The organism is Rubripirellula lacrimiformis (genome assembly GCF_007741535.1).
GTDB lineage: Bacteria > Planctomycetota > Planctomycetia > Pirellulales > Pirellulaceae > Rubripirellula > Rubripirellula lacrimiformis.
This window is the reverse complement of the sequence record NZ_CP036525.1, coordinates 5,999,175-6,015,461: the sequence shown is the minus strand read 5'-3', so window position 1 is coordinate 6,015,461 and position 16,287 is coordinate 5,999,175. Positions and strand designations below refer to the sequence as shown.

The 16,287-nt window shown below is 58.3% G+C and carries 10 protein-coding genes; 7 read left to right on the top strand and 3 right to left on the bottom strand.

Features of this window, described 5'->3' with window-relative positions:
* The first annotated feature begins 230 nt into the window (after nucleotides 1-230).
* Nucleotides 231-710, top strand: coding sequence for a hypothetical protein (locus tag K227x_RS21020; RefSeq protein WP_145172630.1), 480 nt, complete (start codon nucleotides 231-233; stop codon nucleotides 708-710).
* A complete protein-coding gene (locus K227x_RS21015; protein ID WP_145172628.1) occupies nucleotides 707-2,569 on the top strand; it encodes a GspE/PulE family protein in 1,863 nt (620 codons plus the stop codon). Before K227x_RS21020 ends, K227x_RS21015 begins: the two co-directional genes overlap by 4 nt.
* Nucleotides 2,570-2,646: 77 nt before the next feature.
* Here K227x_RS21015 and K227x_RS21010 read toward each other — a convergent pair whose 3' ends face one another.
* Entirely contained in the window at nucleotides 2,647-4,242 is a 1,596-nt protein-coding gene (locus tag K227x_RS21010) for an FG-GAP repeat domain-containing protein (protein ID WP_145178216.1), read from the bottom strand.
* Between the two features lie 236 nt (nucleotides 4,243-4,478).
* Between K227x_RS21010 and K227x_RS31475 the strand changes: the two genes are divergently transcribed.
* The 4 genes from K227x_RS31475 (at nucleotide 4,479) to tyrS (ending at nucleotide 13,068) form a co-directional block, all read left to right on the top strand.
* Nucleotides 4,479-7,748 carry an FG-GAP-like repeat-containing protein gene (locus K227x_RS31475; protein ID WP_145172626.1) on the top strand — a complete coding sequence of 1,090 codons (3,270 nt, stop codon included), beginning with the start codon at nucleotides 4,479-4,481 and terminating at the stop codon, nucleotides 7,746-7,748.
* 299 nt (nucleotides 7,749-8,047) lie between these two features.
* Complete coding sequence (locus K227x_RS21000) at nucleotides 8,048-10,771, top strand: DNA translocase FtsK (RefSeq protein WP_145172624.1); 2,724 nt, start codon at nucleotides 8,048-8,050, stop codon at nucleotides 10,769-10,771.
* A gap of 190 nt (nucleotides 10,772-10,961) precedes the next feature.
* Nucleotides 10,962-11,726: a 2-C-methyl-D-erythritol 4-phosphate cytidylyltransferase gene (ispD, locus tag K227x_RS20995; RefSeq protein ID WP_315854320.1), complete on the top strand. Its 765-nt coding sequence runs from the start codon at nucleotides 10,962-10,964 to the stop codon at nucleotides 11,724-11,726.
* A 58-nt stretch (nucleotides 11,727-11,784) separates the two neighbouring features.
* Nucleotides 11,785-13,068, top strand: a complete 1,284-nt coding sequence (tyrS, locus tag K227x_RS20990; protein WP_145172623.1) for a tyrosine--tRNA ligase — start codon at nucleotides 11,785-11,787, stop codon at nucleotides 13,066-13,068.
* A gap of 130 nt (nucleotides 13,069-13,198) precedes the next feature.
* On the opposite strand, the gene K227x_RS20985 is transcribed toward tyrS, so the two are convergent.
* Together K227x_RS20985 and K227x_RS20980 are read right to left on the bottom strand one after the other, a co-directional pair.
* A complete protein-coding gene (locus K227x_RS20985; RefSeq protein ID WP_145172621.1) occupies nucleotides 13,199-14,644 on the bottom strand; it encodes a DUF58 domain-containing protein in 1,446 nt (481 codons plus the stop codon).
* Nucleotides 14,645-14,668: 24 nt separating this feature from the next.
* The gene (locus K227x_RS20980; protein ID WP_145172619.1) at nucleotides 14,669-15,670 is read right to left on the bottom strand and encodes an AAA family ATPase; all 1,002 of its coding nucleotides are present in this window, start codon (nucleotides 15,668-15,670) and stop codon (nucleotides 14,669-14,671) included.
* Nucleotides 15,671-15,781: 111 nt separating this feature from the next.
* Between K227x_RS20980 and K227x_RS20975 the strand changes: the two genes are divergently transcribed.
* On the top strand, nucleotides 15,782-16,168 hold the full coding sequence (locus K227x_RS20975; protein WP_218933416.1) for a response regulator: 387 nt from the start codon (nucleotides 15,782-15,784) through the stop codon (nucleotides 16,166-16,168).
* Nucleotides 16,169-16,287 lie beyond the last annotated feature (119 nt).

The window sequence follows — 16,287 nt, the reverse complement described above, 5'->3', positions numbered from 1 at the left end:
GCGACAACTGTTACGACCAGAACCGTTTTCCCACCGGATTGGGGTGTCGCGGGCATTTCGGCACTTGGCTGCCATCGTGTGCCTAGCCAGTGGCCTAATCGTTGATGTCGTGAACCTCGTCAACGGGTTTGCGAGTCATCGTTCGCAAGCGTGCCGCGGCTGTCCGAGCCCTCGCCCGGCGGATCGATGAAGCCCCAGCTTACCGCTCACCACTGACGCTTTTGCCACCGATGTTCTTAGCACGAAAACACATTCGCCCTGCCTTGGCTGCATTCGCCGTCGTTCTGATGATCGGAACCGGCGCGGTGGTCGGCGTGCCGATCTACCTTCGGTCGGCCGAAACGGCCAAGGTGAACGCCGCGTACGACTTTCTGTGCGATGTTCAATCCGCCCAACAACGTCACTACGACCAGTATGGCGAATTTTCCCAAACGCTGGACGACCTGGACCTCGCTCGATTGCTGCCGCCGTATTTTTCCAGCGGATCGATCCGGAAATCGGCTTACGACCAGTGGTCATTGACCCTGACTCGCGTCGGTTCAACCTTTGGGGTGGGGGCCTACGACGTCGTATTCAATCAAGACGGCATGGATCAGGCCAACAGCGAACTAGCCGCCAACATGATTCAGCCACGGTTGCGAGGCGATGTCGAAGAAGCCCGCTATTGCCTTGCCGACTGCTGTGACGATCACCATCGAGGCCAAGAATGATCACCGAAGCATTCGCGATACCTGTTGACGGCCCACCCATCCATCAACCACCCGTCCATCAACCACCCAACCACCCATCACGTATCAGTAAGCCGCGGATCGATGGTCCACCCGTCCACGAGCCGCCCGCCATTGATTCACGCAGCAGTGATTCACACAAAACTGATTCTTCGGTCAGTGATCCATTGATCGTTCGGCTGATCCACACACTGAACCAAATGGATCCCGATCGGCTGGGACGACTGTACGAAACCGCCGACCAGAACGACGTTCCTTTTGAACAACTGGCGATCGAAAACGGACTGGCCGACGAACGGTTCATTGCCGAAGCCTACGCCAACCACTATCTGCTGCCGCTGTTCGATCCACCATCGGATTGTCCGCCCCCGATTGATGTGTCGCTGTGCAAGGTTCTGCCAGCCGAACTGTGTTGCCAACACTTGGTGGCGCCCTTGTCGGACGACGGGCAGACGATCGAAGTGGCTGTCTTTTCGCCGGATTCGCTGCTGCTAGCCGACGAAATTCGGTTGATCACTGGGCGGCAGATGCGACCGTTCTTTACAACATTGTCGGTGATGCGAAAACTGTTGGCAGTGATGTACGGCAACCAATCGTTGACCCAAGCGACCCCACCGAAAATATCCGCACCGCCGCCAGCCGGGCGATGGTTCAGCGAGGCCGTCGAACATGGTTCGTGCGGTGCACTGCAACCACCGGCCGCACGGTACCTAAGCGAATTGATCGATCACGTGCTGGGCTTTGGTGCCAGTGATGTCCACATCGAACCTGCCGTCCAAGGACATCGCGTCCGTGTTCGCTTGGATGGTGCCCTGGATGAATTTGCACCGCCGTCACCGGAATGGTCCGAGTCGATGGTCACCCATTTGGTATCGCGAAGCCAAATCGAAGTCGCTGATATCGATATGCCACAGGAAGGTGCGTTCCAGCTTTGCCGCGGGAAAAGACAAGTGGACGTTCGCGTTCACACCTGCCCGACCCACGGTGGACGCAAAACCGTTCTGCACCTGACCGATCATGATTCGTTGCCCAGCGACCTGCTGTCGCTCGGGATGCGTGAACTGGATCGGCGAATCTTGGCCAAGACGCTTTCGGCCGAAAAAGGATTGGTGTTGGTTTCCGGACCGACCGGCAGCGGTAAAAGCGTGACGTTGGCAGCATGCTTGGACTACCGCAACGATCATCGCACCAATCTTTGCACGGTCGAAGAAAACATTGACTTGCCCCTGCCGGGCGTCAACCAAATTCGCATTCGGCCCGACCAAGGTCTGACCTACAGCATGGCACTGCGTGGTGTGCTTCGTCAGGACCCCGATGTGATCCTGGTCGGCGAACTGGACTGCGATCAAACCGCAGCCGATTGCATGCGTGCGTCGTCCAGCGGCCGATTGGTGTTGTCGGCACTGCGCGAAGCAAATTCCGTCGGATGCCTCGGGCGACTCGCCGAATTGAACGTCCGCCCCGCCAACATCGCTCGCAATCTTGCCGCGATCGTCAGCCAGCGGATGGTTCGGCGATTGTGTCCGGACTGCAAGGATCCGCATCCGATCTCTGCCGAACTGGCCAAGAAGTTTGGCATCGATCCCAATCAAACAATGTATCGAGACATTGGATGTCGCAAGTGCCGACAATCGGGGTACCGCGGCAAGTTCCCCGTTTTCGAAGTGATCCGAGTATCGCCAAAGATCGCCGAACTGATTCGCACACGAGCCAACCCCGCGGCCATTCGCAGAGCCGCCGTTGGTCAAGGCACTCGATTGCTTCGACAAGCCGCAATCGATCAGGCCGTCGCCGGTGAAACCAGTCTGAAAGCCGCCTTCGCGACCTTCGGGACACGGTAGCTACCGAGAATTTTCAATCGACGCTGCACGGTGTGAAGCAGGTAGCCAGGTGTGTTTGGCTTGACTTGCCGAGTGGATCACTCTCGGTTCCACCAAACCACGACTTCCGGCGCGTCCACTTTTAAATTGCGGATGAAGTTGCCAGCCGCAAATTCTTGCTTGCCATCGCCATCGAAGTCACCGGTTTCGATCGATAGGTGATAGTGGATGCCGCCTTCGACCTTGGATGGGTGGAACACACCGGGCGCGGTCTGCGTCAACATCACGATCGATGTGGTGTCCAGGTTTTGGGCCTGTTGAATCAGCGGATTGGCCCACAACGAACCGGCCACGACGTCCATGTCGCCGTCGCCATCGAAATCACCGGCCCGCGCCGACAATACGCCTGGCATCTTTCCGATGTGATGATGTTGGTAGGGATACCCGCCCGTGTTTTCGAGCCACTGGATGCTGTGATAGGGTTTCAATCCGCGGTCAAACGAATCGCCGTTGGAATACAAAACATCCAGGTCGCCATCGCCGTCCATGTCCACCAGTTCGATCCCGCTGGATCCGTAGGCGGGATCAGGGGCGCGGTAGATCACCTGGCGATCAAACTGCAGACTGCCATCGCCTCGGTTGATGAACGCCTCGACGCATTCGTGATCCTGGCTGATCAGCGCGACAAAGTCCAAGTGCCCATCACCGTTCAAATCGATGGGGGGAACATGCACAGGCCCGTGTCGTTCATCGATCGCACGTAGTTCGAAGGTGGGAAGCTGGCCGCTGTCGTCGGTACCCATGTTTTCTAGCATCACGATTCGGCCGCTGTTCCGCCAACCGAACACCGCCACCAACACATCCAAGTCGCCGTCACCATCAAAGTCGCCGGGGCGAGCGTCCGATACGCGGCTTAGCCCATCGGCCAAAACGATCGATGTGAACTTTTCTGAATTCGCTTGGCGGCGTAACCAAACCACGCGTCCCAAATCACTGTCGTCGGCATTGAATTCGCCGATGTCCGATACGATCAAATCCAAATGTCCGTCGGCGTCCAAGTCGCCCGCTTCGACGTGAACCGGTTGCAGCAGGGTCGCCAAACGCTCGGTCGTCCCCGCCCGGGTTCCGCCTAGCCAATGCGCCTTCACCGCCCCGGTGCTAATGTCGCAGTAGACCATCGCTGGCTGATCACCGATTCCGATATCCAACCAACGCAGATTGGTAACCGCCGGTGTCCATTCCTCGTCGAATCGAATCTCTTCGCGCGACAATTTCAGGTCGGTTGGGGGATGTCCAAGCGTCGGCCCCAAAATGTCCAGCTCCTCAGGAGCCTGCAGCTGAAAATACTTCAACACATCATCGCGATCAGGCACTCGCAGATCATTGCGGCCGGATGTCACGTACAGCATGAACCCCTGGTCCACCTCGGCGGGCCATTCGTGTTTTGGCGAACTGGATGGCCGCGGCATGACGTGGCAATCCGAGCAGAATTTCTGAACGATCGGCTGCATCTTGCGCAGAAACACATCCGGTTTCAAATCGCTGGCACCGTCCGGAATTTCTCGATCGTCCTGAACGTCTGTCGGATCAGGCGATGTTGCTGGGGCCGACGAAGGCGATGAGGACGGTTTGCACCCCACCAGCGTCAATGTGGTCAAGGCGATGAAACCGGCGAAAATCCGACGAGTCAGCATATCGTTTGGTTCAGCAGAGGTGCGTGTAACATTGAAAATGCCGAGTTCGAAAAAAGTGAACTCAATCAGGTAGACTTGCAGTCTAGCGATGTTGGTCGCAATTCGGCCACTTGGCGTTAGCATCAAAAATCGAAACGTCTGACAACTGAAACGGAACCAACCCGATCGTGATCACTGTCCCCGCATCGCCATCCCACCATTCTGGTCCCGCTATCGACCCAACGATCATCGACCCCATGGACGGCGACCCCATGGACGGCGACCCAGTGATTGGCGACCCAGTGATTGACGCCCCAACGATTGACGCCCCAACGATTGACGTACCGATCCCGGGTTGCCCGACCACCGTTTCCCCGTCCATCGCGGTGGCCGCCGGACGGATCGTTGCTGCAGCTTGCTGTTTGTTGATGGTGTGTGGGTTGGTCGTCGGTTGCGGCGGGTCGCCGGATCCCTCCGGTTCGGTGCCCCAAGTTCCCGAGCGGCCGCTGCGCAAAATGGTCTCGCTGACCAAACGCGGGCTGACCCAACAAGCGTGGGAATGGGCGCCGCAGGTGCTAGAGATTCATGGGGATGATCCCGACGTGATCGCATCGGTAGCCCAACTGGCCTACAAGCTCGAAAAAACGAACGAAACCGCTGACTTGCTGGCCCGTGCCTGTCAGGTCGAATCGTACGTCCGCCCCGACCGAATCGAACAAGCGACGGTGGCGTTGATTGGTGTCGGGCGTCTGTACGAAGCGATGGACTTGTTGGAAATCGCGATCGAACAACATCCCGAACAGGTCAAGACTCGCCGGCTGCTGTTCGACTTGGTCATGGGCACCGAAGATCGGGTACGAGGAGCCGAACATGGTCGCGTGCTGGTGCGTGCGCGTCAGTTTGACATGGAGTTGCTGACCACACTTAGCAATACCGAACGGCGCAGCATGGACCCCGATGTCCTGACCAAGATGACTGATCGAAACGAAGGCGACCGGCGTCCGTTGTTGGGCACCGCCAAGGTGAAGTTTGACGAAGGCGACTACGCAACATCCCGTGATCTGCTGCGACAGATCATCGAGACGCACCCGGACTATTTGCCGGCCCAAGTCCTGCTGGGACGATGCCTTGCAGCGTCGGACCTTCCCGATGAACTGAAACGCTGGGCCGAACAGGTGCCATCGGGCAGCGAAGCCTACCCTGGTTACTGGATCGCGATTGGCGATTGGGCGCGGTCGCGGGGCCAATGGGAAGAAGCGGCAAGATGCTATTGGGAAGCCACCGGATTGGATCCTGACGTTTTAGAGGCTTGGTCGAAACTTGGCACCATGTTGGCCGAACTTCGCACGTCCGACGGTGCCCCGATCACCAAATTGGATCCCGATTTGATCGATCAGGTTCAGGCTCGGTCGACGCGGCTTAGCAAATTCAATCAGTTGAAAAACCGCTTCGAACGAACCGGAAAGATTTCTCGCGAGATCGTTCTAGACATCGTCAACGTTCTGCTGGAACTTGGTCGTCCCTGGGAAGCGGAGGCCTGGGCGTCAGTCGCGATGTCGTTGCCCGAAAACGACGCCGTTCCATTGGAATCTACTCGCACAAAAATCATCCAGCAATTGGATCGGCAAACGCCTTGGCAAACCGTCGATGCCAACCCGGAACTGCAGTTGGATCTGACGCGGTTCTCGCTGCCGTCGATTGCTAAGTCAGGCGGTGGGATGAACAAGAGTCGGTTGGCCCAAACGCCACCGAAGGCGGATTCGGGGCAACCCGGTTCTCGATCGCTCGATCCATCACCGACGGAGCCCGAACCCGGGACGGATCCGATGCTGCAAGCTTGGCGACTGGAAAATCTAGCCGACGCAGCGGGTGTCCAGTTCTTTGGCCGAACCAGCGACCAGTTGGATCAACCCGGCATCATGCTGTACCAAACGTTGGGCTGTGGCGGCGGCACGATCGACTTTGACCTGGACGGTTGGCCCGATTTGTATTTGATGGCGGCCGGTGGAAAGCCGCCTAGTTTCGATTCGGCCGCGAACGAACTGCTTAGGAATCTTGACGGACAGTTTGCCTCGGTAACCTCGGCGTCGGCCACCGGCGATCGCGGATTCGGCCAAGGGGTTGCCGTCGGCGACATCAACGAAGACGGTTTCCCCGATCTGCTGTTGCTGAACTACGGCCCCAACACGCTACTGATCAACAATGGCGATGGAACCTTCGCGGATCAATCGCAGGCTTGGGGGATCCGTTTGGATGCCGATGCGATGATCACTTGGTCGACCAGCGCCGCCATTGCCGATGTGGACGGCGATGGATTGTCCGATGCCGTCGTCGTCAACTACTGTGCCGGTTTGGAACCGACCACCGATGGCTGCCCCTTGGCGGGGACGGATTCGGTTCGGTCATGCACGCCCGTCAAGTTTGCCGCCCACCGCGATTGGATCCTGCAGGGCAAACCACAGGGCACCCTAGTCGACCGCACTGACGACTGGTCGATGCACCCCGCGGTGCCGGGACGCGGCCTGGGGATCGTCGCCGGGTCGCTGGCATCGGGATCGCCGGCATCTGGATCGCCGGCATCTGGATCGCCGGCATCTGGCACCGGCGTCAGTGTATTCGTGGCCAATGACATGACCAACAATCATTTTTGGACATGGGACCAACGCGGCGGCGATGGCGGACAGCCCGCGATGATGGAATCGGCCATGATCCGCGGCGTCGGCACCGATGGTCGTTCACTGGCGCTGGGGTCGATGGGGATTGCAACGTCGGACCTGGACTCCGATGGCGATATGGATCTGTACGTGACCAATTTCGACAAAGAGTACAACACGTTTCATGACCAGCGATCGCCGGGCATGTGGCAAGATCAAACCTCGCCATTAGGACTGGTCGGTGTCACGATGCCGGTGGTTGGATTCGGAACCGAAGCGGTCGACTTGGATTTAGATGGAACGCCAGAACTGGTTGTGACCAATGGACATGTCGATGTCTTTTCGCGTGGCGACGAACGAGTTCAGTACGAACAACCGATGCAGATTTTTCGGCGTGGGTCCGACAACGCCTACGTCTCGATTGCCGATTCAATCGCAGGCGACTATCTGCAAGGCCAGCATGTCGGTCGCGCGCTGTGGACGATCGACGCTGACCGAGATGGTCGAATGGATTTGGTCGTGACTCATCAGACCGAACCGGTGGCGCTGCTGAAGAACCAGTGTCCATCACAGCGAGAGTGCCTGAAAATTCAATTGGTCGGTCGTGGTTGTCAGCGTGATGCCATTGGTGCGACGGTTACGGTATCTTTCATCGACCAAAACGCTGCGGCATCCATGGTTGCAACGCAGACGTCAGGTGACGGTTACCTATGCAGCAATCAACGCGGTCTACGATTCGCGGTGCCCGCCGGCCTGGAATGCTCGATCGATGTTCAATGGCCTGATGGGACCAAGCAAACTCACTCCGCGATCTCCCCCAACGCCGATCTAGTGGTCATCCAAGGGGACGCCCACACCTTCGCCGTTCAATAGATACCGTCATGGCTCTCGCCATCTAATCGGGAGTGGACTTCGCCAGAATTCCCTCGGTCTCGCTGACGAAAAAATGGAATTCTCGCGAATCCCGCTGCGGTGGCTTTTGAGTGGAATCGCGGGCGTTTGTCGCGTTGACCCTGGTAAACAGTTCCGATTATGCGGGCAAATGGGGGTCGACTTGCCTGCGGGGCCGGATTGTGCCGAATGAATCGATACGCCGTGTGTGCGCGTTGTACGCATCGTTTGTGTGATCGATGGGTTCAACCGCCCAGTCCCCAAAACCGAGTCAAGTTGCGATGTCGGCCATTCCTGCTGAATCGTCCGAGGATGGATTCGAACGCGAACCGAACCTAGTTCGGGATATCGCCGCTATCGCATTGGTGGCGTTGACCCTGATCATGGTCGTGTCCGTCGTTACTCGCAGCGCCGCAGATCCCGTCGACACGCCGATCTGGCCGGTCAGCGAGTTCTATTCGCCCGACCTGGTTGTCTATCCACCCAACGACGCGATCACGAACGCCTGTGGCTATTGGGGGGCGTTGTTGTCGTCCCTGCTGTTCGATGCGATCGGGCTGGCGACGGCCTTGGTGATCGCCGGCTGTGGGGGGGTGGCGACAGCATTGTTGATTCGCGGACGGCTCAATGCGCCCGTGCTGCGTTCGTTGGGCGGGACCATCACGGTTCTGGCAACGGCGACCGCAGCATCGCTTTCGCATGCCGCCATCGAAGGCATGCCCGTGGTCGGCGCCGGTGGATACCTCGGCGCGATGACTTCGACATGGTTGCTGCAGCACTTTGCGCCCGCCGGTGGTTGGATTTTGACGTTGACGTTGATCGCGGTGGGACTGCTGCTGACGACCGATTATGCGCTGCTATATGCCGGTCAAAAGATTGTTGCCAAAAGCGCCTTCCTGTCGCGTCGGTCGATGCGGCGAGCCGTCGATGTGTTGCCCGGCAAACGGCTGCGGAAACCATTTACCGATGTGGAAGAACCGATCACGTTGGATACCGAAAACGAAGCCGTTGAACCTGCTGCGACCAGTGATTCGGTGGATGTGATCGATCCGGACAAGCCAGCCCCGGCCGACGCCGCCAGCCAAGACGGGCCGAAGATCAAGTTCAATCGCGCTAAAAAGATTGGGCAAGCCGCTGCCGATGCCGCCGCGGCGCTAGTTCCGGCCTCGGACAGCGAAGCTGAAACCGATGAATATGATGACGGTGATTGGGAGGACGAAGAAGAGGAACCTGTCGCGCAGTCGCCAACTCGCGAGATCCAGTTGGAGGACGAAACCGTTACGGTGCGTCAGGACGGAGCTCACGAAATCGCGGCTCCCAAGAGTGATCCGAAGGTGCGTGCGCCCAAGCAGAAGGACAAGAAAGATCCGCGGGCTGAATTTTTAAACAATGTCAAAGAGTCCGCGCCGTCGGGGCTGGATGACTACACGCTGCCGCCGCTGGAATTGTTGCAGCAAAGCGACGACGTGTGTTACGAAGACCAATTGCAGGAGGTCCGTCGCAAAGCACAAATCCTGGAGGAAACCTTCCGCGATTTCAATTTCAACATCCGAGTCGTCGAGATCGAAACCGGTCCGGTGATCGCGCAGTACGAGATCGAATTGGAAGCCGGTTTGCGACTCAGCAAAATCACTGGCTTGGCCGACGACTTGGCGATCGCATTGCGAGTTCCCAGTGTTCGGATCGTTGCGCCGATCCCTGGCAAAAACACCGTCGGCATCGAAGTCCCCAACGAAACTCGCCAGGTCGTGATGCTGCGTGACGTGATCGAGGAATCGGACACCCGCAGTGCCAAAATGAACATCCCTGTCTTCTTGGGCAAGGACGTTTCGGGGAACCCGATGGTGGTCGATCTAGCCAAGATGCCTCACCTGTTGATCGCCGGCCGAACCGGTACGGGGAAATCGGTATGTTTGAATACGATCATCTCGTCCATCCTGATGTGCTGCCGTCCCGACGAAGTTCGGATGTTGATGATCGACCCCAAGATGGTCGAACTGTCCGGCTATGGCCGACTGCCACACTTGATGCACCCGGTGATCACGGACATGAAGAAGGCCGAGGCGATCTTGGCATGGGCTGTCGAGAAGATGGAGGAGCGGTATTCGCTGCTAGCCAAGGTGGGCGTGCGTCACATCAATAGTTTCAACGATCTGGGCCGCGAAGAGATTCTGCGGCGTTTGGAGATCGACGAGGCGGATGAACCGACCGACGTGCCTGACAAGCTGCCCTTCATCGTCATCGTGGCTGACGAGATGGCGGACTTGATGATGACCGCGGGCAAGGACGTGGAAACCCATATCATCCGGCTTGCACAAAAGAGTCGTGCGGTCGGGATCCACCTGATCCTGGCGACCCAGAAACCTACCGTCGACGTCATCACCGGTTTGATCAAAAGTAACCTGCCGGCACGCTTGAGTTTTCAAGTGGCATCCAAGACGGACAGCCGAGTCGTGTTGGACGAAAACGGTGCCGACAAGCTGTTGGGCAACGGGGACATGCTGTTCCTATGGCCAGGCACCAGCACGTTGATTCGCGGACAAGGCACCTACCTATCGGACGACGAGATTGACGCGGTCTGTGCACACTGTAGCCAAAGCGAACAGAACTTCGTCGGCGAACTGATGAATCTGAAGATTGAAACCGAAGGCGAAGCCGGCGAAGGCACGTCGATGGAAGCGATCAAGAAACGCGACGAGCTTTATGACAGTGCGATCGAGGTGGTCATTCGCGAAGGACGTGGGTCCTGTTCGCTGCTGCAACGCTGCTTGGGGATTGGTTACGGTCGCGCGGCGAAACTGATCGACTTCATGGCCGAAGACGGCATTGTGGGCGATTACAACGGCAGCAAAGCGCGAGAGGTCGTGATGACGATGCCGCAGTGGCAGGCGCTTCAGGGATTGGAAACGGACGACGAGCTGGCGGACGACGAAGAAGATGATGAGGTCGAGGAACAGGAAGAAGAGTACGAAGACGAAAGTGAGTACGAGGACATCGAGGAATAGACAAACCATGCTCGCCGGACCATTCTTCACGCTAAGCAACGCACGGGAAGTATCTGGCGAATCCCACTATGGCAGTCCCGACACTTGCTGATCGTGCGTTGCTAACCCAATCGATTTTCACCGCGCCCGTGGTTCCCGGCGGATCGGTTTCGATTCTTTGCCCCTCGCTACCTTTGCCTTTGAGGTTGTTGTGCACGATCCTTCTCATCAGCCGCCCACGATCGGGGCGATCGCCGTCGTGATGCCAGCGGCCGGCAGCGGACAGCGATTTGGCAGTGCCCAAAACAAGCTGTTTGCGATGTTGGCTGGCAAACCGCTATGGTACCGATCCGCGGCCGCGCTGCGTGCTCAGACGCTGGTTGGACGCATCGTCATGCCGGTCTCGGCGGCCGATCGTGTCGTCTTCCAGAACCAGTTCGCCGGCCTCGTGGCGGAATTGGGAATCGAATTGGTCGGTGGTGGCGATGAGCGGTCGGACAGTGTGCGAGCCGGAATGATGGTGCTTGTCGATGACCCCCAAGTACGCTGGATCGCGGTGCACGACGCCGCCCGTCCGCTAGTGACGGACAGCGATTTAACGGCGGTTTTTGATGTGGCTGCACAAACCGGTGCAGCGATCCTGGGCATGCCGGTGCCCGGTACGATCAAGCGGGCGGTGGGAGAAAACGAGGCCACGGCGCGAACCCAAACGGTCGATCGACGTGACCTTTATGTTGCCCTGACCCCGCAGGTCTTCTCCACCGGGTTGTTGAAACAGGCCTATCAAAAGCACAATGGTCGACCTGCCACCGACGATGCCGAATTGGTCGAGCGGATTGGGCACGCCGTGGCAATCGTTCCCGGGCGATCCGATAACCTGAAAATTACCTATCCCGAAGACTTGCTGGTCGCAGAAGCAATCTTGGCCGGACGGACCAAAATAACGGCCGACAACGATCCGTCCGAACGGACCTAGTCCGAACCGCTCGATCGCACGCCAACCGATACATTTCCATCATTTCATTGAAACAACGATGCCGAACACAAACCTTCTAGACGACCTCCGATGGCGTGGCCTGATTCATCAATGCACGGACGAGGTCGGGCTCGCGAAGCTGTTGGCGTCCGGACCACAAACGCTGTACATCGGCTTCGACCCGACGGCATCCAGTCTGCATGTTGGCGGGCTGATGCAGTTGATGATGCTGCGTCGATTCCAAAAAGCCGGACACCGACCGATCGCGCTGGTCGGCGGTGCGACCGGGATGATCGGTGACCCCAGTGGCAAAAGCGAAGAACGGAATCTTTTGTCAGCCGAGAAATTGCAAGAGAACGTCGATGGCGTGGCGGCGCAAATGCGCATGTTGCTGGACTTCGACGGCAGCGACGGTGCGATGCTGTTGAACAACTTTGATTGGATGAAGGGATACTCGTACTTGGAATTCCTTCGCGACGTTGGCAAGAACTTCCCCGTCGGTGCGATGATGGGGAAAGAATCGGTGCGCTCGCGATTGGATAGCGAAGCTGGGCTTAGCTACACCGAATTCAGCTACATGCTGCTGCAAGCCTACGATTTCGTTCACTTGTCGAAAACTCATGGCTGTTTGATCCAAGCCGGTGGCAGTGACCAATGGGGCAACATCACCGCCGGTATCGATCTGGGCCGCCGCATGATCGGCAAACAGTTGTTTGGCGTGACGGCGCCGCTGTTGACGACCAGCGATGGCAAGAAGATGGGCAAGACCGAAAAGGGTGCCGTTTGGTTGGACCCGAATCGAACCAGTCCTTACGAGTTCTACCAGTACTGGAAAACCGTCGACGACGCCGATGTGATGCGATGCATCGCCTACCTGACGGAAATCGAGAAGGATGAACACGACGCACTGACCGAAGCAACCGCGAACGACCCTGGCAAACGTCAAGCTCAAGTGCGGTTGGCCCAGTGGATGACTCAGCTCCTGCACGGCGACGAAGGTCTGGCGACTGCCGAACGAGCGTCAGAGATCCTCTTTGGTGGCGAGATCGGTACCGCGACGGATGCCACGTTGGGCGCCATCTTCGCCGACGTCCCCAGCCAAGAAGTCGAACGATCCAAGTTGGACGGCGAAGGATACTGGATCGTCGAAGCGCTGCAGGCATCGGGATTGGTATCCAGTGGCGGCGAAGCACGCCGAGCGATCAAAGAAGGCGGCGTATACCTCAACAACGTCCGCGCCACCGACGAAAAACAACGACTGACCACAGCAGACCTAGCCAGCGAAACCGTGATGGTATTGCGCCGAGGCAAACGCAAATACAGCCTGCTAAAGTTCTCTTGATCAAAAAAAAGGGCAGGTCTCTTTTCGTGTGCAGAAAGGTGCCGTGCAGATAAAGGTGCCAGGACTCTTTTTCGCGTCACGTGAGACATTTTGCGTCCGGGGAGCTTGGAAAAGAGTCCTGACACCTTTTTTAGCGGGCTAGGGTTTGGCGGCAGATGTTGGCGACGCTTTCTTGGTCGGCCAGATGGAAGGTGGGGATGCGGCTGGCGATGAGGGGGCCAGCCGATGCGCTGTAGTCATTGATGTCGTGTGTGTTGATGATGACGGCGACCGCACGACCGCGGCGGGCCAACGACACCAGCGCCGCGATGGTTTCCGGCGTCGCAATTTGCACGATCACCAACAGTGTGGTGTCGGCGGCAATCTGTGATTCACATTCGATCAACAGTTCGGCCAAGGTCAGACCACCGGTCCGTTCCAGTCGGGCCAACGTTCGATGGATTTCTTGAAACTGCACGGGGCCGCGTCCCGTCGGGATGATCACTGGCCGCAGTCGGTCGTTTTTTTCCTTCATCGCTGCTGCGGCAGCGGCCGCACCGCGTACCCGGTGATCCCCGTCCCAACCTTCTTGGCGAATCCGGTCTGACGCGTCACGTCCGTTGGTGGCCAGTGCGAATGGTTCTCCGGCCTCGTGCAGAGCTGCGGCAATGGACGCGGCCGCTGTCACGGCCAAATCGCTGCGGAACGGTTCATGTTTGGTCGGTGTCGTCGTTTCGTGCAGATCTAGGACCAAGGTGGCACCGATGATGGACGATGGCTCGTAGATCTTGCTGTGCAGCACCCCCGTCCGCGCCGTCGCGGCCCAGTGAACGCTTCGCATTGGGTCGCCGATCTGCCATTGGCGGATGCCACGCAGGCGTGTCGGGTCATCCATCACGCTTTCACGCATACGGATTTCGCCGATCGGTCGCCGTGAACCGATTTCGTAGGTCGTCAGCGGCACAACTTCTGGCAACACGGTCACGTATTGTGGATCCGTGCCGACACGATAACGCCGATACAGTCCCATCATGTCGCCGGTTTCCAACACCGTCGGCCCGACTTGGAAATAGCCGCGGCGATGACAATGAATCTGGTACTCCATCGTACGGTTTTCGTTTGGCCATAGCATCATCACGGCGATCCGTTCGCCTTCGACCGCCAGTGTTGGGTGTGCCGACTGAGTCGTCCAACGTGGCAATAGATCCTCGGCCAATAACCACAGCACCGGGATCCGGCTACGATTGTGAAAGTTCAGTTGAACCTGGATGTGCGACCCAATTTTGACTTCGTCGTCGGCGCCGGATCTTGTGGCAACCGTCGCGGTCGCCCAGGTCTTGGCCAGGAAATAATTGGCGGCAACCAGCAATCCAGCGGCGATCGCGACCAGCACCCACAGCGATGCGCCGAACAACATGCCCATCAACAGGACAGCGGCAATTCCAGCGATGACTGCGAACCGGGGCGACCCGGACGAATCCGATGCAACGCGTTGTTCGACACTCCGGTGAACTCGCGACAGCAGTTGCTGGTCGATTTCATCAAAGCCGTCCAGCAAACCGGAGTCGTTCGTTTGATGCGTTTCTAGTGGGGGCATGGTGGCCGACGTTCGACGAGGGGCTTAGCCGGTTTCGATGGTGGGGACAGCAATCTCGCTGACAATTTCGTCCAGAATCTTTTCGGTCGTGACTTTCCGCAGACGACTTTCCGGACGCACGATCAGTCGGTGATTCAAGACCGGTGCAATGATACGTTTGACATCGTCGGGCAGGACGTAACTGCGTCCTTGGATCGCGGCCATCGCTTGGGCACATCGGAACAGTGCGATTGTTGCCCGTGGGCTGCCGCCCAAGGCCAGGTCTTCGTGCGTCCGGGTCTCGCTGACGATCTGCAATAGGTACTGCCGAACTCGCGGGTCCACGTGGACCTTGCGGACGGCCTCCGACGCGGCCACGATCTCGTCCGCGGTCGCGACCGGTTTCAGACGATCGACGGGATGGCCGAACTGCAATAATTCCAGCATCCGCAGTTCTTCCTTCATCGACGGATACCCCAGACTGAAACGCATCATGAAGCGGTCCAACTGGGCCTCTGGCAACGGGAAAGTCCCCTCGTGATCGACCGGATTCTGGGTGGCAATCACGATGAAGGGTGGGGCCAACGTGTGGGTGGTGCCGTCGACGGTAACGCGAGTTTCCGCCATCGCTTCCAACAGCGACGCCTGAGTACGCGGAGTGGCTCGGTTGATCTCGTCGGCCAATAGGATCTGAGTGAACACAGGCCCCGGCCGGAACTCGAATTCGCTGGTTTTCTGGTTGAAAATTGACGTTCCGGTGACGTCCGTGGGCAGCAGGTCGGGGGTGCACTGGACCCGTTTGAATTGGCAGCCAACACTGCGTGCCAGGGCCCGAGCTAGCATTGTCTTGGCGACCCCCGGAACGTCTTCGAGCAGCACATGCCCGCCTGACAGCCATGTCACCAGTGACAGTACCAGTTGCTTTCTTTTGCCGACGATTGCCAATTCGACATTGCCGATGATTCGCTTGGCCAGCTCGCTCACAGCGGCCGGCGAATCGATTTGAGCGTTTTTTTCGGTCTTCGGAGGCGTTGCCGGCGGTGTCATTCGGACCCAAGATCGTGTGGGAGTGCTAATTCGGCATTACAATTGCAATTATGATGATAGTCTGCCCGAGCCTGCCGCGGTGGCAGTTCCGACTCATGCCGTGTGAAGGTCATGTTGATTCCCAATCTGCTGATAACCGACGACGATGCGGCGTTCCGTCAAGTTCTTTGCGAAGGCTTGGTTCGGCGGGGGTTTCGTGTGACTGAGGCGACTGACGGACAAGAGGCCCTGGATGTGCTGGGCAGCCACGAAGTCCACGTCTGTCTGATCGATTTCCATATGCCACGAATGTCCGGACTGGACGTTCTAAGGCATCTGCATAGTGCTGGCCAATCGTTGCCTTGCGTGTTGATGAGCGCCGATCTGGACGACGATATCCGGCGGGAAGCGGCAGCGATGCGAGCCTACCGTGTCCTGGACAAGCCTGTCCGTCTGAAACAGCTTAGCGACGTGGTGTGCGGAGCGCTGGCGGATGTCTACGGTTGGCGGCCTAGCTAGGCAGCACTGGCGTAGTGGGGTTCGCCAGAATTCCGTTGCGGCTGAGCTGTGAGTCGGGAGTTCAGGCGAATCCCACGACGAATGTCCCCCCCACCCCGCTGCTCCCCGTCACGAACAAC

What these genes read in the sequence shown, in the direction of transcription:
- K227x_RS21015 (WP_145172628.1), top strand. Translation starts at nt 707, where the DNA reads ATGATCACCGAAGCATTCGCGATACCTGTTGACGGCCCACCCATCCAT.
- K227x_RS20975 (WP_218933416.1), top strand. Translation starts at nt 15,782, where the DNA reads ATGTTGATTCCCAATCTGCTGATAACCGACGACGATGCGGCGTTCCGT.
- K227x_RS20985 (WP_145172621.1), bottom strand. Translation starts at nt 14,644, where the DNA reads ATGCCCCCACTAGAAACGCATCAAACGAACGACTCCGGTTTGCTGGAC.
- K227x_RS20980 (WP_145172619.1), bottom strand. Translation starts at nt 15,670, where the DNA reads ATGACACCGCCGGCAACGCCTCCGAAGACCGAAAAAAACGCTCAAATC.
- K227x_RS21000 (WP_145172624.1), top strand. Translation starts at nt 8,048, where the DNA reads ATGTCGGCCATTCCTGCTGAATCGTCCGAGGATGGATTCGAACGCGAA.
- K227x_RS21020 (WP_145172630.1), top strand. Translation starts at nt 231, where the DNA reads ATGTTCTTAGCACGAAAACACATTCGCCCTGCCTTGGCTGCATTCGCC.
- tyrS (WP_145172623.1), top strand. Translation starts at nt 11,785, where the DNA reads ATGCCGAACACAAACCTTCTAGACGACCTCCGATGGCGTGGCCTGATT.
- K227x_RS31475 (WP_145172626.1), top strand. Translation starts at nt 4,479, where the DNA reads ATGGACGGCGACCCCATGGACGGCGACCCAGTGATTGGCGACCCAGTG.
- K227x_RS21010 (WP_145178216.1), bottom strand. Translation starts at nt 4,242, where the DNA reads ATGCTGACTCGTCGGATTTTCGCCGGTTTCATCGCCTTGACCACATTG.